The sequence below is a fragment of the Acidovorax sp. LjRoot66 genome, assembly GCF_964253305.1.
In the GTDB taxonomy this organism is placed as follows: domain Bacteria; phylum Pseudomonadota; class Gammaproteobacteria; order Burkholderiales; family Burkholderiaceae_C; genus Acidovorax.
Genome location: NZ_CAXUQU020000001.1, coordinates 1,998,023 through 2,021,311, shown reverse-complemented (window position 1 = coordinate 2,021,311; position 23,289 = coordinate 1,998,023). Strand labels below are relative to the sequence as shown.

Genomic DNA, 23,289 nt, shown 5'->3' with positions numbered 1-23,289 from the left:
CCGCCCCAAGATGGGTGAAACCTGGATGAGGACAGCTGAGCAATTGGAAAACGTTTTTCACACAGCTTTCACCAAACCCGGATATGAAACGCGACTGCCCGACCATCCAGGAACTGCTGGCCTTCGACGCCGTGGCCCGGCACCAGAGCATCACCCTGGCCTCGGGCGCGCTGTGCATCACGGCCAGCGCCGTGAGCAAGCAGGTGGCAGGGCTGGAAGCCTTTCTGGGCCGCCAACTGCTGCAGAAGAACGGCCGCGGGGTGGAGCTCACCCCACAAGGGCGGGTGTACTGGCAGAAGATCTCGGGCGGCCTGCGCGCCATCGAGGCGGCCACCTTCGAGGCCCGCTCGGGCGATGCGGGTGCGGGCCTGCTCACGCTGGCGAGTGTGCCCACCTTCCTCACCAAGTGGCTGATCCCGCGGCTGCCGGACTTCAGCCAGAAGAGCCGCCACGTGATGCTCAGCTTCAGCCGCCACCTGGAGCCCAGCGACGGCATACCGGCCGGGGTGGATGCTGCCATCCGCTACGGGCCTGACGGCTGGCCGGGCGTGGTGTCCGAGTACATCGCGGGACGCGAGTTCGTGCTCATCGTGGCGCGCAGCATGGTCGAGGGGCGCCACCGCATCGCCCAGCCCGCCGACATTCTGGGCCACACCCTGCTGCACCACGAGGGCGCCCCCACGGCCTGGCGACAATGGGCCGCGCAGCACGGCGTGCCCGAGGTGCAGACCCTCGCGGGCCCACGCTTCGCCCAGTATTCGGCGCTGATCCAGGCCGCACTCAACGGCCTGGGCATCGGTCTGGTGCCGGCCCTGCTGGTGCAAAAGGAGTTTGCCGAGGGCTCGCTGCTCGCCCCCTGCGGCAGCGCCATTCGCGTGGACCAGGGCCACTACCTGTGCTACCGACCCGACCGGCTGGACCTGCCGGCGTTTGCGGCATTCCGCGAATGGCTGCTGGCCGAAGGCGCGCAGTCGCGTGGCGGGGCTGCAGAATGACCGCACACCACCAGCCCACGGGCTTTACCTGGACGCCTTTGCTGCGCACCTTCTGCAACGAACTGGTCCAGGACGGCGGGGCACACACGGTACTGCTCTACGGCTCGCGCGCGAACGGCAGCGAGGACCAGGACAGCGACTGCGACATCGCCGCCTTCGCCCCGCGCGAGGACACGGCCCGCGATACGCGGGTGGTGGACGGCGTCTTTCTCGATGTATTCATCTACCCCGAATCGGTGTTGCTGCAGCAGCCCGCCACCGAGTTCCTGAAGCTGCGCCAGAGCGTGGTGCTGGTGCAGCGCGCACAGCAGGCCGACCGCTTTCTGCAAGGACTGCAAGCCCTGTTCGCCCAAGGACCACCCGCGCTGCCTGCCGATGAGGCCCGCGCCCGCAGATCCTGGGCCTGGAAGATGGTGGCGCGCATGGAGCGCGGCGATGCCGAAGGCCACTACCGCCGCGCCTGGCTGCTGACCTCGTTGCTGGAAGACTACTTCGCCTTGCGCGGCCTGTGGTACGAAGGCCCGAAGAAGGCGCTGCAGTGGCTGGGCGAGCACGATCCGACGGTCGCCATCGCCCTGAAATCGGCCTTGCAGCCCGGTGCATTGTCCGAGAGCATCCACCACGCAGTCTGGCTGGTGGCCGGCGATCCGCCCGTCACCTCCCCAGCGGCTCCCAGTTTCCCGCCACGTTCTTGAGCAGCGTGTTCACGGCTGCCAGGCGGCGGTTCTTCACATCGATCAGGCTGCGCTGCGACGACAGCACCGAGGCCTGGGCCGTGATCACGTTGAGGAAGCCCACGGTGCCCGCGCGGTACTGGTTGTTCACCACGTCGAGGGCGCGCTGGGCGGCGGCCAGGGCCTCGGTCTGCAGCTGCTGCTCCTGCGCCAGGGCGGTGGCGGCCGTGAGGTTGTCCTCCACCTCCTGCAGGGCGGTCAGCACCGTCTGGCGGTAGCTCGCAGCGGCCTGGTCATTGCTGGCGCGGGCCGATTCCACGGCGGCAGTGCGCGCACCGCCATCGAACAGCGAGACCGCCAGCGCCGGGCCCAGCGACCAGAAGAGGTTGGGCGCACTCAGCAGGTTGGACAGCTCCGAGCCCCGGTAACCGGCCGAGCCCGAGAGCGTGAGCGCCGGGAAGAAGGCCGCGCGCGCCACGCCGATCTGGGCATTGGCGGCGGCCACGCGGCGCTCGGCCGCAGCGATGTCGGGGCGGCGCTCCAGCAGCTGAGAGGGCAGTTGCGCGGGCACGGGCGGCGGGGCTGGCAGCTCGGCCGTGGCCGGCAGGCTGAAGGCGGCGGGCGCCTGCCCCACCAGCGCGGCCAGCGCATGTTCGAGCTGGGTGCGGCTGGTCTCGGATTCGAGCAGCTGCACCTGGGTGTTCTTGTACTGCGCCTCGGCCTGGGCCACGTCGGCCAGCGATGCCACGCCGGCAGCCTGGCGGTTGCGCGTGAGCTCCCAGCTGCGGTCATAGGCATCGAGCGTTTCGCGCAGCAGCCGCGCCTGGGCCTCGGCGGCGCGCAGCGAAAAATAGGTCTGCGCCACCGTGGCCTGCACCGACAGGCGCATGGCGGCCAGGTCGTCGGCGCTGGCCTGGGCGCTGGCGCGCGCGGAATCCACCGTGCCCGCAATGCGGCCCCACAGGTCCAGCTCCCAGCTGGCGTTGAGGCCCAGCGAATGGCTGGTGCTGATGCGCGCATTGCTGCTGCCGTCGGCCTGCAGCGTGCTGCCGCTGCGCGAGCGCGCGCTGCTGGCACTGGCGCCCAGGCTGGGCAGCAGGCTGGCGCTGCTGCTGGCCACGGCTGCCTGCGCGGACCGCAGGCGGGCCACGCTCAGCGCGATGTTCTGGTTGCCGGCGGCGGCCTGCTGCTGCAGCGCATCCAGCGTGGCATCGCCATACAGCGACCACCATGCTGTGGGCACGGCTTGGTCGCCACCGGGCTGGGCGGGCTGCCACAGGCCCTGGGCGGCGGCGCTGCTTTCCTTGTAGGCCGGCGGGATGTCCATGGCCGGGCGCTCGTAGGCCTGCTGGCTGGCGCAGGCACCGAGCAGGGCCAGCAGGGCCAGCGAGAGCGCCAGGCGTGCAGGAAACGGGGAAGAAGGGGTCGAAAGCATCAATCGTTTCCTTGAAGCGCCACGGTGGGGCCCGGCGCTGGACGCTGCCTGCGCCAGCGGCGCGCCGTGCGCAGCACGCGGGCGCGCAGGCGGTCCAGCGCCACGTAGACCACGGGCGTCGTGTAGAGCGTGAGCACCTGGCTGAAGAGCAGCCCGCCCACGATGGCGATACCCAGGGGCTGGCGCAGCTCGGCGCCATCGGCCCGACCCAGGGCCAGCGGCAGCGCGCCGAAGATAGCCGCCATGGTGGTCATGAGGATGGGGCGCAGGCGCAGGTTGCAGGCGCGGTAGATGGCCTGGGCGGCGCTCACATGGCCGCCGCGCTGGCGCACCAGCGCGAAGTCGATCATCATGATCGCGTTCTTCTTGACGATGCCGATGAGCAGGATCACACCGATCAATGCGATCAGCGAGAACTCGGTCTTGAACAGCATCAGCGCCAGCAGCGCCCCCACGCCGGCCGACGGCAGGGTGGACAGGATGGTGAGCGGATGCACCAGGTTCTCGTAGAGGATACCCAGCACCAGGTAGATGGTGATGATGGCCGCCAGGATCAGCAGGGGCTGCCCGGCCAGCGCGTCCTGGAAGGCCCCGGCCGTGCCGCCGAAGGTGCCGCGGATGCCCACCGGCACACCGAGCTCGGACACCGCGTTGTGCACCGCGTCGGTCGCCTGCGACAGTGAAATGCCCGGCGCCAGACTGAAGCTCACGGTACTGGCCGGTGTACCCCGGTCGTGGCTGACCGACAGCGGCGTGTTGGTCTGCGTGATGCGCGCAAAAGCCGTGAGCGGTATCTGCTGGCCCAGGTTGTTCACGAAGAAGAAGCTGCGCAGCGTCTCGGGGTCCTGCAGGTACTGGGGCGCGGCCTCCATCACCACGCGGTACTGGTTGAGCGGGTTGTAGATCACGCCCACCTGGCGCTGGCCGAAGGCGTCGTTGAGCGTGGCGTCGATGGTGGCCACCGTCAGGCCCATGCGGGTGGCGGCGTCGCGGTCGATCACCAGCGTGGTCTGCAGCCCGTAGTCCTGCACGTCGCTGTTCACGTCCTCCAGCTCGGGCAGTTGCGACAGGGCCTGGCGAATGCGCGGCTCCCAGGTGCGCAGCTCGGCGATGTCGTCGGCCTGCAGGGTGTAGTCGAACGAGGCGCTGCTCTGCCGCCCGCCAATGCGGATGTCGCGCTGGGGCGTCATGAACAGGCGCGCGCCGGGCTCATTCTTGAGCTGCTCGCGCAGGCGGTTGATCACCACCTCGGAGCTCTCCTGCCCCGGCCCGCGCTTGAGCGACATGAACATCATGGCCGCATTGCGCTGCCAGCCGCCTGTGAATCCGGTGACATGCTCCACGGCCGGGTCGGCCTGCACGATGGACAGGAAACGCTGCAGCCGCTGCTCCATGGCCTGGAACGAGGTGGCCTGGTCGGCCCGGATGAAGCCCGAGATGCGGCCCGTGTCCTGCTCGGGCATGAAGCCCTTGTCGATGGCGGTGTACAGGTAGACGTTGCTGGCCACCACGCCCGCCAGCACCAGCAGCACCACGGGCTGGTGGCGCAGGCACCAGGCCAGGCTGCGGCGATAGGCGCGCAGGCCGCGCTCCTGCAGCCGGTCGACCCAGCGCGAAAAGCGCGCCCAGCGGGACTGGCTGGGCGCCTTGGGCACGCGGTGCTGCTTGAGCAGCACGGCGCACATCATGGGCGTGGTGGTCAGCGAGACCACCAGCGACACCAGGATGGCGGCCGACATGACGATGGCGAACTCGCGAAAGAACCGGCCCACGATGCCGCCCATGAACAAAATGGGTACGAACACCGCGATCAGCGAGATGCTCATGGACACCACGGTGAAGCCGATCTCGCGCGCCCCGTCGAGCGAGGCCTGCAGCGCGGTCTTGCCACGCTCCATGTGGCGCATGATGTTCTCGAGCACCACGATAGCGTCGTCCACCACGAATCCGGTGGCCACGGTGAGCGCCATCAGCGACAGGTTGTCGAGCGTGTAGCCCGCCAGGTACATGATGCCGAAGGTGCCGGCCAGCGACACCGGCACCGCCACGCTGGGGATGAGCGTGGCGCGCGCATTGCGCAGAAACAAAAACACCACCATGATCACCAGCGCCACGGCGATCAGCAGGGCGCGCTCCACCTCCTTGACCGAGGCACGCAGCGTGGGCGTGCGGTCGGAGACGATCTCGATGTCGATGGCCGCGGGGATGGAGGCCTTGAGCGCCGGCAGCAGCGCACGCACGCGCTCCACGGCTTCGAGGATGTTGGCGCCCGGCTGCTTGTACGCCTGCAGCAGGATGGCCGGCTTGCCGTTGGCCACGCCGAAGTTGCGCACGTCCTGCACCGAGTCGGTGACCTGGGCCACGTCGGCCAGGCGGATGGCATTGCCGTCCTTCCAGCGCAGCACCAGGGGCGCGTAGTCGGCCGCCACGCGGGCCTGGTCGTTGGCGGTCACCTGCCAGTAGTGGTCCTCGCGCTCGACCGAGCCGAGCGGACGATTGGCATTGGTGCTGGTAATGGCCGCGCGCACCTGCTCCAGCGAGACGCCGTTGGCCGCCAGGCGCAACGGGTCGAGCTGCACGCGCACGGCGGGCAGCGCACCGCCGCTGATCGAGGCCTGGCCCACGCCCTCGACCTGCGAGAGCTTTTGCGCCATGACGGTGGAGGCCGCGTCGTACATCTGCCCGCGCGTGAGCGACTCGGACGTGAGCGCCAGGATCATGATGGGCGAATCGGCCGGGTTCACCTTGCGGTAGGTGGGGTTGCTGGGCATGCCCGTGGGCAGCAGCGTGCGCGATGCGTTGATGGCCGCCTGCACGTCGCGCGCGGCGCTGTCCACAGTGCGGCTCAGGTCGAACTGCAGCGTGATGGAGGTGCTGCCCAGCGTAGAGCGCGAGGTGATTTCATTGACGCCCGCGATAGCGCCCAGCGCGCGCTCCAGCGGCGTGGCCACGGTGGCGGCAATGGTGTCGGGGCTGGCCCCAGGCAGGCTGGCCGTGACCGAGATGGTGGGGTAGTCGACCTGCGGCAGCGGCGCCACGGGCAACAGAAAGTACGACACCGCCCCCGCCAGCGCCAGGCCGATGGTGAGCAGCATGGTGGCGATGGGCCGGTGGATGAAGGGGGTGGACAGGCTCACACCGCTCCCTCGGCATGTGCCGCCTTGGCTGCGCGCCGTGCGCGCCAGCGCTCGGCCGCGTTCTCGAAGGTCAGGTAGATCACCGGCGTGGTGAACAGCGTGAGCAGCTGGCTCACGATGAGGCCGCCGACCATGGTCACCCCGAGCGGATGGCGCAGCTCGCTGCCCACGCCCGTGCCCAGCATCAGCGGCAGCGCGCCCAGCAGGGCCGCCAGCGTGGTCATCAGGATCGGGCGAAAGCGCAGCAGGCAGGCCTGGTAGATGGCCTCGCGCGCGCCCATGCCCTGCTCGCGCTGGGCCTCCAGCGCGAAGTCGATCATCATGATCGCGTTCTTCTTGACGATGCCGATCAAGAGCACGATGCCGATGATGGCGATGATGTCCACATCGAGCCCCGTCACCAGCAGGGCCAGCAGCGCGCCCACGCCCGCCGACGGCAGGGTGGAGAGGATGGTGATCGGATGGATGGTGCTTTCGTACAGCACGCCGAGCACGATGTACATGGTGACCACCGCCGCCAAAATCAGCAGCAGCGTGTTCGACAGCGAGGCCTGAAAGGCCAGCGCCGCGCCCTGGAAGCTGGTCTCCACCGACAGCGGCAGCAGCCCCGCTTCCTTGGCGGCGGCCTGCTCGGCCTGGATGGCCTTGACCGCGTCGCCCAGCGCCACGCCGGGCGCGGTGTTGAAAGAAATGGTGGCCGCGGGCAACTGGCCCACGTGGTTCACGCCCAGGGCCATGGGCCGCTCTTCGATGCGCGCCACGGTGGACAGCGCCACCGGCTTGCCCGCCGTGGAGGTGACGTAGATGTTGGCCAGCGCCTCGGGGCCCACCTTGAACTGCGGCGCCACCTCCAGCACCACGCGGTACTGGTTGGACTGGGTGAAGATGGTGGAGATGAGGCGCTGGCCGAAGGCGTTGTACAGCGCCGTGTCGATGCCCGACACCGTGACCCCCAGGCGGCTGGCCTGGGCCCGGTCGATCTGCACATAAGCCTGCAGGCCCTGGCTCTGCAGGTCGCTGGCCACGTCTGCCAGTTGCGGCAGGCCGCGCATGCGGCGCACCAGGTCGGCGGTGCTGGCTTCAAGCTGCGCCGAATCGGGCGAGGAGATCAGCAACTGGTACTGCGTGCGCGCCACGCGGTCTTCGATGGTCAGGTCCTGCACCGGCTGGGCGTACAGGCGGATGCCGGGCAGGTCGGCCGTGTCGTCGGCCAGGCGGCGCACCACGGTGGACGCCTTGTCGCGCTCGCTATGGGGCTTCAGGTCGATCAGCAGGCGACCGGTATTGAGCGTGGTGTTGGCTCCATCTACCCCGATGAAGGAAGAGACGCTCTTGACCGCCGGATCGCGCAGGATGCGCTCGGCCAGTTGCTGCTGGCGCTCGGCCATGGCTGCGAACGAGATCGACTGGTCCGCCTCGGTCGTGGCCTGCAGCGTGCCCGTGTCCTGCACCGGGAAGAAGCCCTTGGGCACCACCATGTACAGCAGCACCGTGAGCGCCAGCGTGGCGATGAAGACGATCCAGGTGAGCCCCTGGTGGCCCAGCACCCAGTTCAGCGCGCGGCCATAGTGGGCGATGGTGCGGTCGAAGAAGCGGCCCGTGGCCTGGTACAGGCGGCCATGGCTTTCCTCGGGCGTGTGGCGCAACAGGCGCGCGCACAGCATGGGCGTGAGCGTGAGCGAGACCACGGCCGAGATCAGAATGGCCACGGCCATGGTGATCGCGAACTCGTGGAACAGCCGGCCCACCACGTCGCCCATGAAGAGCAGCGGGATCAGCACCGCGATCAGCGAGATGGTCAGCGAGATGATGGTGAAGCCGATTTGCTTGGCCCCCTTGAGCGCCGCCTGCAGCGGGTGCTCGCCCTCTTCCACGTAACGCGCGATGTTCTCGATCATCACGATGGCATCGTCCACCACGAAGCCGGTGGAGATGGTCAGCGCCATCAGCGTGAGGTTGTTGATGGAAAAGCCCGCCATGTACATGACGCCGAAGGTGCCCACCAGCGACAGCGGCACCGCCACGCTGGGGATGAGCGTGGCCGAGGCGCTGCGCAAAAACACGAAGATCACCGCCACCACCAGGCCGATGGCCAGGGCCAGCTCGACCTGCATGTCCTTGACCGAGGCGCGTATGGTGACCGTGCGGTCGGTGAGGATCTGCACGTCGAGCGAGGCCGGCAGCGTGCTCTGCAGCTGGGGCAGCAGGGCCTTGATGCGGTCCACCGTCTCGATCACGTTGGCGCCGGGCTGGCGCCGGATGTTGAGGATCACGCCTGCGCGCGCCCCCGTGTCGGGCGTGCCGGCCCAGGCGGCCAGCCGGGTGTTCTCGGCATCGTCCACCGTGGCGGCCACGTCGCTCAGGCGCACCGGCACGCCATTGCGCAATGCGATCACCAGGTTCTGGTACTCCGCCGCCGACTGCAACTGGTCATTGGCGTCGATGGTCGAAGCGCGTGCCGGGCCGTCGAAGCCGCCCTTGGCCTGCTTGACGTTGGACGAGGCGATCATGCTGCGCACGTCTTCGAGCGTCATGCCCACCGCCGCCAGCGCCACCGGATTGACCTGGATGCGCACGGCCGGGCGGCGCCCACCGGCGATGGCCACCAGGCCCACGCCCTTGACCTGCGAGAGCTTGGGTGCCAGGCGGTTTTCCACCAGGTCGTTGACGCGGATCACCGGCAGCGAGGGCGAGGTGATGGCCAGCGTGAGGATGGGTGCGTCCGCCGGGTTCACCTTGCTGTAGATGGGCGGCATGGGCAGGTCGTTCGGCAGCAGGTTGCTGCCGGCGTTGATGGCCGCCTGCACCTGTTGCTCGGCCACGTCCATGGCCATGTCGAGCGCAAAGCGCAGGGTGATGACCGAGGCCCCGCCCGAGCTGGTGGAGGACATCTGCGACAGGCCCGGCATCTGGCCGAACTGGCGCTCCAGCGGCGCGGTGACGTTGGAGGTCATCACGTCGGGGCTGGCGCCCGGGTACAGCGTGGTGACCTGGATGGTGGGGTAGTCCACCTCGGGCAGGGCCGAGATGGGCAGCAGCCGGTAGGCCAGCAGGCCTGCGATCAAGAGCGCCACCATCAGCAGCGAGGTGGCGATGGGGCGCAGGATGAAGATGCGCGAAAGGTTCATGGGGGCGGTGCCCGCTTCAGGGTGATCGGGGCCGCGTCAGCGCGAGGCCGCTGCGCCAGGGGCCGCCATGCCGGCCGCCTGCATCTTGCTGCGGATGAAGGCACGGCGCTCGTCGGGCGCCATGGCCTGCAGCTTCTGGCGCTCCTCGGGGCTCATCTTTTCAAGCAGGGCCCGCACCTCGGGCGACATGCCAGGACGGCGCTCGCCATCGGGGGCACCGCCTTCCGCACGCGGATTGCCTTCGCTGCGGGGGCCGTCTTCGGCCCCGGCTCCAGTGCTGGCCCGGGGCATTTCGCGTGGCGCACCCTCGGTGGCCCCGCGCGAACCCTCAGCGCCGCGGCCACCGGCAGGGCGCGATGCCGCAGGCGAAGGCGCGGCAGCAGCGGACGCAGCGGCAGCTGGCGCTGCGGCCTCGCTGCCCACCGTGCCGCTGGCCGCGCCTGCAGGCCCGGCGGCACCGGGCTGGTTGCGCTTGCTGCGCAAGAACGCGCGGCGCTCCTCCTGCGTCATCTTGGCCAGCCTGTCGCGCTCTTCCTGGGTCAGGTTGCGCATCGCTGCGCGGCGCGCGCCACCATCCTGCACAGCCTCGTCGGCGCGGGCGGCGGCGCCCGAATCGATCACGGCCACCTTGGCGCCTTCACGCAGGCGGTCGATGCCGTCGACCACCACCTGGTCGCCGTCCTTGAGTTCCCCTTCGACCGCCACGCGGTCGCCATCGGCCACGCCCACGCGGATGCGCCGCTGCGTCACCGTGCCGTCGGGCTGCACCAGGTAGACATAGTTGTTCTGGATGGCCGTGCCGGGCACCGTGAGCGCGTTTTCCAGCAGATTGACCTGCAGGCGCACATTCACGAACTGGTTGGGGAACAGCGTGCCGTCGTCGTTGGCGAAGCTGGCCTTGACCTTGATAGTGCCCGTGGTGGCGTCGATGGCGTTGTCCAGCGCGCCCAGGCGGCCACGCGCCAGGCGGCGCTTCTGCTCGCGATCCCACAGCTCCACGGGCAGCTCGGCGCCTTGGGCCAGGCGCTGGTTGATCTGCGCCAGGTGCGCCTCGGGTACGGAGAACACCGCGTCGATGGGCCGCACCAGGTTGATGGTGACGATGCCCGTGGCGTCCGAGGGGCCGACCACGTTGCCCCGGTCGGCCTGGCGCAGGCCCAGGCGCCCGGCGATGGGCGCGGTGATGCGCGTGTAGCTCAGCTGCAGCCTGGCTGCGTCCACCTGGGCCTGGTCGGCTGCCACGGTGCCTTCGAGCTGTCGCACCTGGGCGGCCTGGGTGTCCACCTGCTGGCTGGCGATGGAGTCCTTGGCCAGCAGGTCCTGGTAGCGCTTGAGGTCGAGCTGCGCGTTCTTGAGCAGGGCCTGGTCGCGTGCGAGATTGCCCTGCACCTGGCCCAGCGAGGCCTGGTAGCTGCGGGGGTCGATCTCGGCGAGCAACTGGCCGGCCTTGACCTCCTCGCCCTCCTTGAAGCGCAGGCTGGTCAGCTCGCCGCTGACCTTGGCCCGCACCACCGCCGTGGCACGTGCGCTCATGGTGCCGATGGCGTTGACCTGCACCCGCACGTCCTGGCGCCGCACCACCCCCACCGAGACGGGCTGGGTTTGCCCGCCCGCACTGAAACGTGCCGCCCCCCGACCCCCGGGACCGCCCGGACCGCCGCGCCCTGCAGGCGCATCGGCCTGGGCCGGCGCCGCCTGGCGCTGCTTCCACCACAGCCCGCCCCCCACGGCAGCGGCGATGAGCACCAGCAGCACGACCCACCACAGGGCGCGCCCCTGTTGGCGCAAGAGGGACCGCGGAGACACAGGCAGGAAACGGAGGGACGGCATGGTGGACGCAACAGGTGGAATCGTGGCTATGGTAGCCATGCGCCGAGACACTCCGGCGCGCAGGCAAAGGGATTTACCCTGCCTTTACCCTCGCTTTACGGCGTTTTCAAGGCCGAAACGCAATTCAGTTGCCCATGGCGCTGCGCGCCACCCGCATCGCATGAAACTGGCGCGGCCCAAGCCAGTGCCCCCGTGCAAGGGCCGCCCCGCCGCACCGGGGGCGTCCCCCTCCCGACTCGCGCAGCGAGACGAGAGAGGGGTGAAGGCGCGAAGCGACTCAGGGGGTGTTTCATTTCAGCGGTTGGTGGCCAGCAGCAGGCCGCCTGCGCCCATGAAAAAGCCACCCGTGGCCTTGTTCAGGCGCACCACGCCGCGCGAGGTGCGGATGAAGCGGCGGATCTGCCGGCCGCCGGCCGCATACACCGCCGTGGCGACGAACTCAGCCGCCAGGTACACGCTGCCCAGCACCAGGAACTGGCGCGCCGCCGGCTGCGCCGGATCGATGAACTGCGGAAAGATGGCCGCAAACAGAATGATGGCCTTGGGGTTGGTGATGCCCAGCAGGAACTCCTGCGTGATCAGCGACCACAGGCGCACCGGCGCCGCGCTCGCAGCCACGTCGGCCCCGTCCACGACCTCCAGGCCATTGAACTCGCGGCTGCGCCAGGCGCGCCAGCCCAGCCAGAACAGGTAGCAGGCGCCCACCCACTTCACGGCGGTGAAGGCGGCTTCGGACGCCAGCAGCATGGCCCCCAGGCCCACGGCCGACACGGTGAGAAAAATCGCAAACGCCGCCGCCCGCCCGAGGGTGCCCACCAGGGCCGCGCCCACACCGGCACGGATGCCGTTGTTGAGGCCGCAGAAATTGTTGGGGCCGGGCGTCAGCGCGATGGCCACAGCGACGGGGGCGAAGAGAAGGGCGTCCATGGGAATTTCCGGTGAAAACGGCCGCAATGGCGGCGCAGACCCCAGTTTAGGGCTTGGGAAACGATCCTGTTCGGCCAGGGTTACCGGTCAGGCAGCGTGATGGTGGCCTGCCAGGGCACACCCACCAGGGCATCGTAGTGGGCTACCACCACGGCCCGGTCCTGCTGCGTGGCCAGGGCGGCCAGCGCCTGCTGCAGGTACTGTACCGAAGGCTTGTCGAGCCCCGCCACGGGCTCGTCGATCAACGTCAGCGCCGCACCCGAGGCCAGGGCCCCGGCCGTCCACACCTTGCGCCGCGTGCCGGTGGACAGCATCAGGAAGCGCTTGTGCAGATGCTCCTGCAGCTCGAAGCCTTCGATGTGCCGGGCCAGCGCCGTCGCGTCGAACTGTGGGTAGCGGGCGGGCAGCGCAGCCAGCCAGTCCTGCGCCACCTGTTCGCTCAGCGCGTCCGAGCGCGGGTCGCCCTGGAACACCTGGGCGCGGTAGGCGGCAGGTGAGGCGTGCAAAGGCACGCCCTTGAGCACCAGTTGGCCGGCATCAGGGACTAGCTCGCCCGCCAACAGGCGCAGCAGGCTGGTCTTTCCACTGCTGTCGGCGCCGAGCACGAGCGTGGTGCCGGCCGGCAATCGGGCGTCCAGGCCCTGGAACAACGGGCATTCGGGGTAGGCAAAGCACAGGCCGTTGATGTGCAGGATGGCATCGGTGCTGGCAGCAGGCATGGAACGGAAGACCTTGGAGAAGCGAAGCCAGCCATTCTAGGAAATGCAGCCCCCTGCTGCGCGACAATGCACGGCCCACCCCTGCCCCCACCTCACGCCATGCCCCTGCGCTACCTGGATTTTGACTACAGCGAAGACTTCGAGGGCACCGGCACGTTCGATGCGATGGCTGCGGTAGCGCCAGCGCAGGTGGTGGCCCTGCATGCCGAAGTGGCACAGGTGCTGGCCTGGGCACATGCGCAGTTCCCTGGCATGAACGGCCCGACCGACGAGGGCGGTGAATGGGACTACGACCTGGCTTGCGTGCAGGAGGTGGCCACGCCCCTGGATCTGGCATTCGACGACGCCAGCGGCACCATTGCGGTGCAGGCGGGCACGCCCGGCCCGGCGCGCACCACCCTCACCCTGTCGATCAGCGGCAGCAGCATGTTCTGCAGCGCGCTGCGCGAGGCCTTCGGGCTCGACTGAGCCCGCGCGGTCTCCGGGGGCTCGCTGTGTAAAGACGCAGCTGTCAGCGCCGTTGACAACGGCAACAGGCTGTCAGCCTACATACAGCACCCGGGTAAACGCCTATCCTGCAATGGCAGCGGTGTGCAGGGGTTGCCTTGCACTGGCCACGCAAAGCCCAACGTCAGGCGCACTGCGCCTGGCGGAGCTGCACCCACCAGAGAGGCTCACTTCATGCTTGCGCAATCGTCTTCTTCCATGGCCCCGCCCTTCAACCCGATGACGGCGCCCTTGCCCCTTGCAGCGGCCAACGAGTCGCCTGCCAGCGCTGCACCCGCCACCAGCCAGTTGCTGCAGTCGCAGGGCATGCAGAGCACCCCCATGCAGGCCACGGCTGCGCCCTTCATGGCCAACACCCGGGTGCGCATGGAGTTGGAGATCGAACTCCACTACGAGATCGACCAGTACGGTGCCGACTTCGTGTTCAACATCCACGCCGCGCACACACCCAGCCAGGCCGTCAGCAACGAGCGCCTGGTCATCAACCAGAACATCCCGCAGCAGATCCACACCGACCCGGCCACCGGCAACCGCTACCTGCGCCTGCATGGCGAGCCTGGTCCGCTGAGCGTGGCGTACTCGGCCACTGTGGACATCACCCACCACCGCACCGACCCCATGCAACTGGCCGAAGTGCCCGTGCGGCGGCTGCCGCAGGAGGTGATGGGCTACATCTACCCCAGCCGCTACTGCCAGTCCGACCGGCTGCTGCGCCTGGCGCTCAACGAGTTCGGCGCCCTGTGGCAGGGCCACAGCCGGGTGCAGGCGATCCGCGACTGGGTGCAAAAGCATGTGGCGTTCACGTCCAACACTTCCAACTCCAACACCTCGGCGGTGGACACCCTGGTCGAGCAGGTGGGGGTTTGCCGCGACTTTGCCCACCTGATGATTTCGCTGTGCCGCGCGATCAATATCCCCGCACGCTTCACCACTGGCACCGACTACGGCGCCGACCCGAACCTGGGCCCGCCCGACTTCCATGCCTACGTGGAGGCCTACCTGGGCGACCGCTGGTACCTGTTCGACCCCTCGGGCACAGCCATCCCCATGGGGCTGATCCGCTTTGGCACCGGGCGCGATGCGGCCGACGTGGCGTTTGCCACCATCTTCGGCGGTGTGCGCGCACAACCGCCCGTGATACGCACCAAGGCCGTGGAGGATGCGGGCCGCGGTTTCGTGCTGCCGCACCACTGCCGCGAGGCGCTCTCCACTGACCACGGGGCGGCATTCGCGACCCGGTTCGCCGGCAATTGAGGCATCCAACACCACTCTGTCACCGGTGCTGAAAAGGCTTCATTTTCTGCATCCAGCCCGACCTATGGCCTAATACACGTTTTTCCACCATCTTTTCCAGAGAATTCCCATGGGCAACAAGATCGTCACCGAAGCAGACCGCAAGCGCACCCCCCGCCCTACGCCAGTGCCCGGCTACAACCTGGCCACCCCAGGTCGCGGCCAGCGCGTGAGCCTGGAGCGCGGCGTCGCCACGCGCAGCAAGAAGAACCCTGGCAAGCGCTCCAAGAAGGGCGGCTGATCGCCAGATCGCCACGGGCAGGCTGCGGCCGGCCCCTGCAACAAAGCCCTCGCGAGAGGGCTTTTTGCTTGGTGCGCCATGCAAACACGGGCATGGACCCGGTCACGCGGGCATCAGGGCAATGTCCTCGCGGGCCCTGTCCAGCAACCACTGGCGAAAGACCGGCAGGCTGGCCGCTGCCCGGCGCCCCGGCAGGCGGCAAAGGAAGTAGCCGCGCTGTAGGGTGATGGGCAGGTCGAACGGCGTGACCAGGCGACCGGCATCGAGTTCGGCCCGAACCAGGCAGCGCTGCACCAGCGCAACGCCCATGTCGGCCATGGCTGCCTGGACCAGGATGGACACCTGGTCGAACACCGTCGACAGCTCGGGCTCGGCCCCCGCAGCGCCGGCAGCCCGCAGCCACTGCGCCCAGTTGCCAGGCGAGGTGGAATGGGCCAGCAGCGGCTCGGCGGACAGGTCGGCCGGATGCTGCCAGCGCTGCCGGGCGGCACGCGCCGGGTGGCACACCGGCACCACCTCGCGGCCAATGACGTAGTCACACTCCCACCCGGGCCACTGCGCCGCACCCAGGCCCGTAAGGATGGCGGCATGCGGCGTGGGGCCCGAGAAATCCTCATCCTTGCGGTAGGGAACGAAGCGCACGCGCACATCCGGGTGCCGGGCTTGAAAGTCCGGCAGGCGCGGCACCAGCCACACGCTGGCCAGCGTGGGCACCACGGACAGCACCAGTTCCGTGGTGCGCGCGGGCCCCTCGCGCAGGGCCTCGCTGGCCGCCTCTATCGCTGCCAGCGGCTCGCGCACGGCAGCCAACAACTGTTCGCCTGATGCGGTCAGCAGCATCTGCTGCGAACTGCGCTTGAGCAGCACCTTGCCGTAATGGCCTTCGAGACGCGCCACCGCCCGGCTGATGGCGCCCTGGGTCACGCACAGCTCGTCCGCCGCGCGCGAAAAACTGCCTGTGCGCACCACGGTGACAAAGGCGTGCAACTCGGACATCGATGGCGAATGCAGGCGCATGGTGCAGCAAGGCTGGGGTGGTGTATGAGCAATGGTAATACAGGAATGCCGGAGTGTCGTTTGCGGGTGAGCGCTGTTCGCCAGAGACTGCCAGCACCCTTTGGCCACCGAGAGAACCCCCACCATGGCAAGCATCCGCCCCCCTTCCTCCCTCAGCCGCCGGGCCACCCTGCTGGCCCTGGCCCTGGCGCCGCTGGCTGGCGCGGTCCATGCGCAAGCCGCTTTCCCGGACCGGCCGATCAAGCTGATCGTGCCCTTCGCGCCCAGCGGCTCTACCGACCTGGCGGCGCGGCTGATTGCCGAATTCGCGGGGCGCGAGCTCGGCCAGCCCATCGTGGTGGAGAACAAGGCCGGCGCCGGGGGCTCGCTGGGCATGGAACAGGTGGCCAAGGCCCGTGCCGACGGCTACACCCTGGGCATGGCCACCATGAGCACGCACGGCTCCAACGCGGCCGCCTATGGCAGCCGCATGAAGTACGACCCGGTGAAGGATTTCGCCCCGGTCTCCAACGTGGCCACCGTCCCCAGCGTGTTCGCGGTGAACGCAGCTTTTCCCGCCCGGACCATGCAGGAGTTCATCGCCCTGGCCAAGGCCAACCCGGGCAAATACAACTTCGCATCCCCGGGCACGGGCTCGCTGGGGCATGCCAACGTGGAGCATTTCTCCAGCCTGGCCAAGATCCAGCTGCTGCACATTCCCTACAAGGGCGCGGGCATGGCGCTCAACGACGCCGTGGCAGGCCAGGTCGATGGCATCACCGACAACCTGCCCTCGGCGCTGCCGCACATCAAGGCGGGCCGCTTGCGGGCGCTGGCCGTGCTCTCCGAGACCCGCTCGCCCCTGCTGCCCGATGTGCCCACCTACGGCGACCTGGGCTTCAAGGAAATGGGTGCCGGTGGCTGGTTCGGCGTGGTGGCACCGGCCGGCACGCCCGCGCCCGTGGTCAACCGGCTCAACCAGGCGATCCATGCGGCCATGAAACACCCCGACTTCATCAAGAAGATGGACGAGGCCGGTGCCACGCTGATCCCCGGTACGCCCGCGCAGTTCGGCGTGCAGATCCGCCAGGCGCTGGACCGCTATGCGCGCGTGGCCAAGGTCGCCAAGCTGACGGCGGAATGATGCGCATGGACCTGCACCGCGACGTCCCTGCCTTCACCATGCATGTGCCGGTGGCGCCGGCCATCCCCCTGGTCTGCGACTCGCCGCACAGCGGCACCGCCTACCCTGCGGATTTTGGCCATGCCGTACCCCGCGCCCTGCTGCGCGCGGCCGAGGACACGCACGTGGAGGCGCTGTGGCAGGCCGCGCCCGAGGTGGGCGCCAGCTTGCTGGAAGCGCATTTCCCGCGCAGCTACGTCGATGCCAACCGCACGCTCGACGACCTGGACCCGGCCCTGCTCGACGCGCCCTGGCCCACGCCGCTGGCCCCGGGCGAGAAGACGCGCCTGGGCTATGGCCTCATCTGGCGCAACGTGAACGCCACCACGCCCATCTACGACCGCAAGCTCACCGTGGCCGAGGTGCAGGCACGCATAGCGCGCTGCTACCAGCCCTACCATGCAGCCCTGGCGGCTGCCATCGGGCAGGCACATGCGCAATTCGGCGCCGTCTGGCACCTGAACCTGCACTCCATGCCCAACAACGCCTACGAGCGGCTGCAGATACACAGCCCACACCCGCTGGCCGACTTCGTGCTGGGCGACCGCGATGGCACCACCTGCGAGCCGGTGTTCGTGGACCTGGTGGAAAAGGAACTGAAGTCCCGGGGCTACACCGTGGCACGCAACGACCCCTACAAGGGCGTGCAGCTCATCGCCCGCATCGGCCAGCCCGCGCACCAGCGGCACAGCATGCAGGTGGAGATACGCCGGCCGGTCTACATGAACGAGGCCAGCCGCGAGCGTGGCGCGCACTTCGACACGGTGCAGCGCGACCTCACCGGCGTGCTGCAGGCGATTGCGCGCTACCTGCGCGAGCACCCCTCCCTGCACACACGGGGATGAACCGCCCGGCACAGGGCCAGAATGGCGCCAGCATCGCCCAGGCGACACAAAGGGCGCACAAAGGGCACACAAAGGGCACACAAAGCATCGGCAACAGCGCCTAAGATGCGCGCATGATCACCGTCCACCACCTTGAAACCTCGCGCTCGCAGCGCGTCCTCTGGCTACTCGAAGAACTGGGCGTGCCCTACGAGCTCAAGATCTACCAGCGCGACAAGGCCACCAAGCTGGCCCCGCCTGAACTCAAGAAGATCCACCCGCTGGGCAAGTCGCCCGTGATCACCGATGGCGACGAAGTGATCGCCGAGTCCGGCGCCATCGTCGAGTACCTGGTGGAGACCTATGGCGCGCAGGCCACGGGCGACCTCGCCCATCTGCAGCCCGCGCGCGGCACGCCCGAGTACCGCCAGTGCCGCTTCTGGATGCATTACGCCGAAGGCTCGCTCATGAACTGGCTGGTGATGAAACTGGTGTTCATGACCATCCCGCGCCAGCCCATGCCCTTCTTCGTCAAGCCCATTGCCAAGGCGCTGTGCGGCAAGGTGCTCGACAAGATGGTGGACCCGAACGTGAACACCGCCATGGACTTCATGGAAAGCCACCTGGGCCAGCACACCTGGTTCGCGGGCGAGCAGCTGACCATGGCCGACTTTCAGATGAGCTTTGCGGTGGAGGCTGCCCTGTCACGCTCCAGCAAGGCCAGCACTTGCCCGAACATTCTGGCCTACAAGAAGCGCATGGAGGCACGGCCGGCCTACCAGCGCGGCATCCAGAAGGGCGGCCCGGTGGTGATGGGCTGACAGCTCAGGCCGTATCCAGAATACGGCCTGGGTTCAGAATGCCCGCGGGATCGAGCAGTGCCTTGAGACTGTGCATGAGTTCGATCTCCACCGGCGAGCGGCTGTGCGCGAGGAATTCCTTCTTCACCACGCCGATGCCATGCTCAGCCGAGATGGAGCCGCCCACACGGCCGGTGGCGGCATAGACCACCTCTTCCACCTGGTGCAGGCTGTCCGGTGACGCATGAGGACCGGAGAGCACGTGCAGGTTGCCGTCGCCGATGTGCCCGAAGAACAGGTGGCGCTGCGCCGGGAAGCGGCGCTCCAGCTCGGACCCCACCGATTCCACAAAGGCGTCCATGGCCGCCATGGGGATGCCGACGTCGAAGGCCGCAAACGGCTTGAGTTGGCCCAGCAGCTCGCCAATGGATTCGCGGTAGGCCCAGAGCTTCTTGCCGTCTTCCACCGACTGGGCCACCACCACGTCGGAAATCAGGCCCTGCTCCAGGGCCTCGCCCAGCTCGCGCTCCAGCGCTTCGCGGTCGCGCTCGTCGTTGGCCCCCAGTGTCTCGACCAGCACATAGACCGGGTGGGGCGCATCGAAGGGCTGGCGCAGCCGCGTCACCTCCATGGCCGCCTCCAGGTAGTCGTCCCACATCACCTCGAAGGCCGACAGCGCAGGCAGTGCGCAGCGCAGGTCGCGCACCAGGTGCGTGGCCGCATCGAACGAGGGCAGCGCGCACAGCGCCGTGTTCGCCGCCGTGGCCCGAGGCGAGAGCTTGAGCACCAGGCGCGTGATCACGCCCAGCGTGCCCTCCGCGCCGATGAACAGGTGCTTGAGGTCCACGCCCGTGGTGTTCTTGGTCACGCGGTTGAGCATGGTCATGAGCCGGCCGTCGGGCAGCGCCACCTCCAGCCCCAGCACCAGGTCGCGCATGGTGCCGAAGCGGATCACCCGGTTGCCGCCGGCATTGGTGGCCGCATTGCCGCCCACCTGGCAAGAGCCGCGCGCCCCCAGGTCGAGCGGGAAGGACCAACCCTCTGCTTCCACCCGCTGCTGCAGCTGCTCCAGCACCACGCCGGCCTGCACCACGGCCGTCCCGCCAACGGTGTCGATGTCTTCGATGGTGTTGAGTTTGGCCAGCGACAGGGCCACTTCCACACCCGAGGGCGTGGCCCCACCGGCCAGCCCCGTCAGCCCACCCTGAATGGCCACGGGCTGGCCCAGGCGGCTGCACACCGCGAGCACGCCAGCCACCTCCTGCGGCGTTCGCGGGAACACCACCAGGGCGGGCGCATGGCGCGGTGCCTCGCTCCAGTCGCCCGCATGGCTGGCGGTCACGCCGGGGTCCCGAACGATCTGGGCGGGCGAAAGGACGCCAGCCAGGGCATCCACCAGGTCTTGCACCGGCATGTCCTGCCGCGATATCGTCTGCATTGCATTTGTCTCCGTTGAAGTCATTGCACTGTACGGAAAGACAAGCACGCGGAGAAATACGCCTTGCACCCATGCGCCATCAGATAAACCTCATGGCAGCGTGCGCCCCACCAGTTGCCCGTCTGCCAGCAATTGGGCAATGAGCTCCAGCAGCAGGTCGCGCACCAGTTGGCCGGCCGGCGTCAGCGGCTGCTCCATCGACCAGACCACCGACTGGGTACGGCTCAGGACCGGCTCCACGATACGCCGGGCCACGATGCCGCGCGCCTCGAACGCTGGGAAGGAATTGCGCGGCATGACCGCGAAGGCCAGCCCGCCGCAGACCATGCTGCGCAGCAGATCGGAGCTGTTCACCTCATAGCGCACGTTGAGCGGGCAATCGAGCGCGACGGCCGTGCGCTCGATGAGCTTGCGCAGGTCGTGCTCGCGGTCGGGCTCCACCAGCGGGCGGTCGCCGATTGCGCGGAAGGCGATATCGCCCGTGGCATCGCCCATCTGCTCCCGGGTGCCGAACAGGCAGAAATCCTCCTCGTAAGCGGGCCGGGATTCGAGCTTGGCCATCTCGGACGCCGTGGGCAGCAGCGCCAGGTCGACGCGCCGCGCCTCCACCAGGGTCTGGGCCTCGCGCGACATGGCGGTGCTCAGGAGCAGCTGCACCTCGGGCGCGCGCTCCTCTATCAGCCGGTACAGGGGCACCACCAGCACGGGCGCGACCGAGCCGACGATGCAGGCGCGCACCACGCCGCGGAACTGCGAGGCCGCGTCGCGCACGTCCTCGCGCAGGCGTTCCATCTGCCGCAGGATGGAGGCCGCCCGGTCAAACAGGCGTTGCCCCTCCATGGTGAGGCGCACGCCGCGCGCATGGCGCTGCAGCAGCACCACGCCCAGTTCTTCCTCCATCGCCGCGATGTGGTGGCTCAGCGCCGGCTGGGCGATGTGCAGGGTGGAAGCGGCCGTCGTGATGCTGCCGGACCGCGCGATCTCGACGAAGTACTTGAGCTGGCGGGGGGTCATGCCCAGACTCTAATGCAGCAGGTGCCAGGCGACGCCCGCCACGCCCGTAGCGCAGGCCAGCAGAACCAATGCCGCCACCCGGGCCAGGCCGGCCGGGGGGGTACCTGGCCTTCGCAGGCCAGCAGCACACGGCCGCGGTGCACGCCATAGCCGTACAGCGCACAGGCCGCCAGCGCCAGCATGGCGCCAGTGGCCAGCAGCATGGCCGAGCCATCGATCCAGGCGCCGCGCAGCGCCACCAGGGCGTTCAGCAGCACGGCCAGGGCCGTGCGCGTCCAGGCCAGGCTGGTGCGCTCGGGCTGCAGGCCCGGATCGCGCGCGGTCCCTAGAGCGAAAGCCACAGCACCAGGCCCAGCAGCAGCACCGCCACCAGGAACAAGCCGGCCGCCAGCACGGCCAGCGCCGCCGTAGCGGGCAGCGCGCCCTTGCGGCGCATGGCGATCTCGTTGGCGCGCCAGCGCCGGTAGGCCAGCACGCACAAGGCGGCGGCCAGCGCGCACATCAGCAGCGCAATGGCCGAGACCAGCAGGCGCGGCTGCAGCCGGGTGGCGAACTGCTCGAGCAGCACGCCGCCCGCCAGCACGGCCAGGGCGGTGCGGATCCAGGCCAGGAAGGTGCGCTCATTGGCCAGGGTGAAGCGGTGGTCGGGCTCCTCGCCCTCGTGCCGCCAGGCAGGCCCCTTCATCGGGCCTCGGCAGTGGCCAGCGCCTCCTGCGGTACGGGCGTGGCGCCCCCGGCGCCCATGCGCGAGGCCACCTGCACGCCGCCCAGGCGCTCGATCATGCGCTGCTGGTCGGCCTTGGCCAGAGCGTCCACGGCCTCAGGGTCGCAGATAGCGCGCAGCTCGGCCTCCATGGCGCACAGCACGTCGGCAAAGGCGGGATCGCCCGCCAGGTCGGCGAGTTCCTCAGGGTCCGCCACCAGGTCGAACAGTTCGGGCCGGTGGCGCACGTAGTAGTGATACTTGTAGCGCCCCTTGCGCACCATGAAGCCGGCCGTGTTGCTGCCGGCCGCGTGGTATTCGCTGAAGACCACGCGCTCGGGCTCGGCCGGGCCTTGCGCCAGGTCCAGCAGCGAGCGGCCGGGCCGGTCCTGCATCTCGGGCGCCGGGTTGATGCCCACGCCCTGCAGGATGGTGGGGAACAGATCGAGCAAGTCCACCGGCGTCTCGCAGACCCCGGGTTGCACGCCCTGGCCCGCCACGAGCATGGGCACGCGCACGCTTTCCTGGTACAGCGTGGACTTGCCCCACAGCCCGCGCGTGCCCAGGTTGTCGCCATGGTCCGAGGTGTAGACCAGGGTGGTGTCGCCCTCCAGCCCTGCATCGCGCAGGGCCTGGGTGATGCGGCCCACGTTGTGGTCCAGGAAGCTGCACAGCGCGTAGTAGGCCACGAAGGCCTGCCGCCGCTCCTCGGGGCTCTTGAACTCGCCTTCGTTGTCCATGAAGTCCGCGTAGGCCTGCACCCAGGGGTGGCGCTGGTAGCCGCTTGCAGGCTGCAGCTTGGGCTCCGGCATCACTTCATCGGAATACAGCGCGAAGAACTCCTCAGGAGCAACCAGCGGAAAGTGCGGCGCCACCAGGCCCACATAAAGCACGAAGGGCTCGTCGGGGCGGGTTCCCGCATCGCGGATCCACTCGACCGCACGGCCAGTGACCTCGCGGTCGTAGGCGGTGTAGTGCGATTCGCCAGCGCCGATGTGCTCGCCCAGCATGCGCTTGCCGCTGGGGCTGGAAATGTAGGGGTCGCGGATGGACGCCCACACCATGCCATGGCCGCCCACCACATGCATGGGGATGTGCTCCTTGTCGAAGCCGGCGGGGTCTTCCTCGGCGCGGTAGTGCAGCTTGCCGATGCTCTCGACGCGCACCCCCTGGCGCTGCAGCACATGGCCCCAGCCGCGAGGGTCGCCCACGTAGGGCATGGCGTTGTCCCAGTGGCGCGTCTGGTGCACGCGCAGGCCGGTGGCGAAAGCGGCGCGCGCAGGCACGCAGATGGGGCTGGGGGTGTAGGCATCGGTGAAGCGCACGCCGCGCGCGGCGAGTGCGTCCAGGTGCGGCGTCTTCACGAAGGCATGGCCGGCACAGCCCATGATGCGGGGATCATGCTCGTCGGACATGATCACGATGACGTTGCGGCGTGGCATGGG

20 protein-coding genes are annotated in these 23,289 nt (G+C 68.9%); 8 read left to right on the top strand and 12 right to left on the bottom strand.

Going from position 1 to position 23,289, the window contains the following annotated elements; genetic code table 11:
* Positions 1-83 precede the first annotated feature (83 nt).
* Both ACSQ3Y_RS09405 and ACSQ3Y_RS09400 read left to right on the top strand, forming a co-directional pair.
* The gene (locus ACSQ3Y_RS09405; protein ID WP_436177079.1) at positions 84-995 is read left to right on the top strand and encodes a LysR substrate-binding domain-containing protein; all 912 of its coding nucleotides are present in this window, start codon (positions 84-86) and stop codon (positions 993-995) included.
* Entirely contained in the window at positions 992-1,690 is a 699-nt protein-coding gene (locus ACSQ3Y_RS09400; protein WP_436177078.1) for a nucleotidyltransferase domain-containing protein, read from the top strand. Before ACSQ3Y_RS09405 ends, ACSQ3Y_RS09400 begins: the two co-directional genes overlap by 4 nt.
* On the opposite strand, the gene ACSQ3Y_RS09395 is transcribed toward ACSQ3Y_RS09400, so the two are convergent.
* From ACSQ3Y_RS09395 to ACSQ3Y_RS09370, 6 genes are all read right to left on the bottom strand, one after another.
* Entirely contained in the window at positions 1,650-3,104 is a 1,455-nt protein-coding gene (locus tag ACSQ3Y_RS09395) for an efflux transporter outer membrane subunit (protein ID WP_436177077.1), read from the bottom strand. The genes ACSQ3Y_RS09400 and ACSQ3Y_RS09395 overlap by 41 nt on opposite strands.
* Positions 3,104-6,241, bottom strand: coding sequence for an efflux RND transporter permease subunit (locus tag ACSQ3Y_RS09390; RefSeq protein WP_436177076.1), 3,138 nt, complete (start codon positions 6,239-6,241; stop codon positions 3,104-3,106). Before ACSQ3Y_RS09390 ends, ACSQ3Y_RS09395 begins: the two co-directional genes overlap by 1 nt.
* Positions 6,238-9,369, bottom strand: coding sequence for an MdtB/MuxB family multidrug efflux RND transporter permease subunit (locus ACSQ3Y_RS09385; protein WP_436177075.1), 3,132 nt, complete (start codon positions 9,367-9,369; stop codon positions 6,238-6,240). The genes ACSQ3Y_RS09390 and ACSQ3Y_RS09385 overlap by 4 nt, the downstream gene beginning before the upstream one ends.
* 36 nt (positions 9,370-9,405) lie before the next feature.
* Entirely contained in the window at positions 9,406-11,199 is a 1,794-nt protein-coding gene (locus ACSQ3Y_RS09380; RefSeq protein ID WP_436177074.1) for an MdtA/MuxA family multidrug efflux RND transporter periplasmic adaptor subunit, read from the bottom strand.
* Between the two features lie 294 nt (positions 11,200-11,493).
* Positions 11,494-12,126, bottom strand: coding sequence for a LysE family translocator (locus ACSQ3Y_RS09375; protein ID WP_436177073.1), 633 nt, complete (start codon positions 12,124-12,126; stop codon positions 11,494-11,496).
* An 80-nt stretch (positions 12,127-12,206) separates the two neighbouring features.
* Positions 12,207-12,845: an ABC transporter ATP-binding protein gene (locus tag ACSQ3Y_RS09370; RefSeq protein WP_436177072.1), complete on the bottom strand. Its 639-nt coding sequence runs from the start codon at positions 12,843-12,845 to the stop codon at positions 12,207-12,209.
* 99 nt (positions 12,846-12,944) lie between these two features.
* Here ACSQ3Y_RS09370 and ACSQ3Y_RS09365 point away from each other — a divergent pair, with 99 nt between their 5' ends.
* The 3 genes from ACSQ3Y_RS09365 to ACSQ3Y_RS09355 all read left to right on the top strand — a co-directional run bounded on the left by ACSQ3Y_RS09365 (position 12,945) and on the right by ACSQ3Y_RS09355 (position 14,886).
* The gene (locus ACSQ3Y_RS09365) at positions 12,945-13,313 is read left to right on the top strand and encodes a hypothetical protein (protein ID WP_436177071.1); all 369 of its coding nucleotides are present in this window, start codon (positions 12,945-12,947) and stop codon (positions 13,311-13,313) included.
* Between the two features lie 384 nt (positions 13,314-13,697).
* On the top strand, positions 13,698-14,606 hold the full coding sequence (locus ACSQ3Y_RS09360; RefSeq protein ID WP_179684444.1) for a transglutaminase-like domain-containing protein: 909 nt from the start codon (positions 13,698-13,700) through the stop codon (positions 14,604-14,606).
* 109 nt (positions 14,607-14,715) lie between these two features.
* Positions 14,716-14,886, top strand: a complete 171-nt coding sequence (locus tag ACSQ3Y_RS09355; RefSeq protein WP_164470704.1) for a hypothetical protein — start codon at positions 14,716-14,718, stop codon at positions 14,884-14,886.
* A 102-nt stretch (positions 14,887-14,988) separates the two neighbouring features.
* Here the strand turns inward: ACSQ3Y_RS09355 and ACSQ3Y_RS09350 are convergent, their stop codons facing one another.
* Positions 14,989-15,903: a LysR substrate-binding domain-containing protein gene (locus ACSQ3Y_RS09350; RefSeq protein WP_057264556.1), complete on the bottom strand. Its 915-nt coding sequence runs from the start codon at positions 15,901-15,903 to the stop codon at positions 14,989-14,991.
* Between the two features lie 124 nt (positions 15,904-16,027).
* Here ACSQ3Y_RS09350 and ACSQ3Y_RS09345 point away from each other — a divergent pair, with 124 nt between their 5' ends.
* From ACSQ3Y_RS09345 to ACSQ3Y_RS09335, 3 genes are all read left to right on the top strand, one after another.
* Positions 16,028-17,026 (top strand): tripartite tricarboxylate transporter substrate binding protein BugE, encoded by a 999-nt coding sequence (locus ACSQ3Y_RS09345; protein WP_057201231.1) that lies wholly within the window; start codon positions 16,028-16,030, stop codon positions 17,024-17,026.
* Between the two features lie 5 nt (positions 17,027-17,031).
* On the top strand, positions 17,032-17,910 hold the full coding sequence (locus ACSQ3Y_RS09340) for an N-formylglutamate amidohydrolase (RefSeq protein ID WP_436177070.1): 879 nt from the start codon (positions 17,032-17,034) through the stop codon (positions 17,908-17,910).
* Between the two features lie 113 nt (positions 17,911-18,023).
* On the top strand, positions 18,024-18,710 hold the full coding sequence (locus tag ACSQ3Y_RS09335; RefSeq protein WP_436177069.1) for a glutathione S-transferase family protein: 687 nt from the start codon (positions 18,024-18,026) through the stop codon (positions 18,708-18,710).
* A 4-nt stretch (positions 18,711-18,714) separates the two neighbouring features.
* Here the strand turns inward: ACSQ3Y_RS09335 and ACSQ3Y_RS09330 are convergent, their stop codons facing one another.
* The 5 genes from ACSQ3Y_RS09330 to ACSQ3Y_RS09310 form a co-directional block, all read right to left on the bottom strand.
* Positions 18,715-20,127 carry an FAD-binding oxidoreductase gene (locus tag ACSQ3Y_RS09330; RefSeq protein WP_082607869.1) on the bottom strand — a complete coding sequence of 471 codons (1,413 nt, stop codon included), beginning with the start codon at positions 20,125-20,127 and terminating at the stop codon, positions 18,715-18,717.
* A gap of 90 nt (positions 20,128-20,217) precedes the next feature.
* Positions 20,218-21,141 (bottom strand): LysR family transcriptional regulator, encoded by a 924-nt coding sequence (locus tag ACSQ3Y_RS09325; protein WP_436177068.1) that lies wholly within the window; start codon positions 21,139-21,141, stop codon positions 20,218-20,220.
* Positions 21,138-21,482, bottom strand: a complete 345-nt coding sequence (locus ACSQ3Y_RS09320) for a DUF202 domain-containing protein (RefSeq protein ID WP_428002139.1) — start codon at positions 21,480-21,482, stop codon at positions 21,138-21,140. The genes ACSQ3Y_RS09325 and ACSQ3Y_RS09320 overlap by 4 nt, the downstream gene beginning before the upstream one ends.
* A complete protein-coding gene (locus tag ACSQ3Y_RS09315; RefSeq protein ID WP_057201236.1) occupies positions 21,467-21,826 on the bottom strand; it encodes a YidH family protein in 360 nt (119 codons plus the stop codon). Before ACSQ3Y_RS09315 ends, ACSQ3Y_RS09320 begins: the two co-directional genes overlap by 16 nt.
* Positions 21,823-23,286 (bottom strand): sulfatase-like hydrolase/transferase, encoded by a 1,464-nt coding sequence (locus ACSQ3Y_RS09310; RefSeq protein WP_057201237.1) that lies wholly within the window; start codon positions 23,284-23,286, stop codon positions 21,823-21,825. Before ACSQ3Y_RS09310 ends, ACSQ3Y_RS09315 begins: the two co-directional genes overlap by 4 nt.
* Positions 23,287-23,289 lie beyond the last annotated feature (3 nt).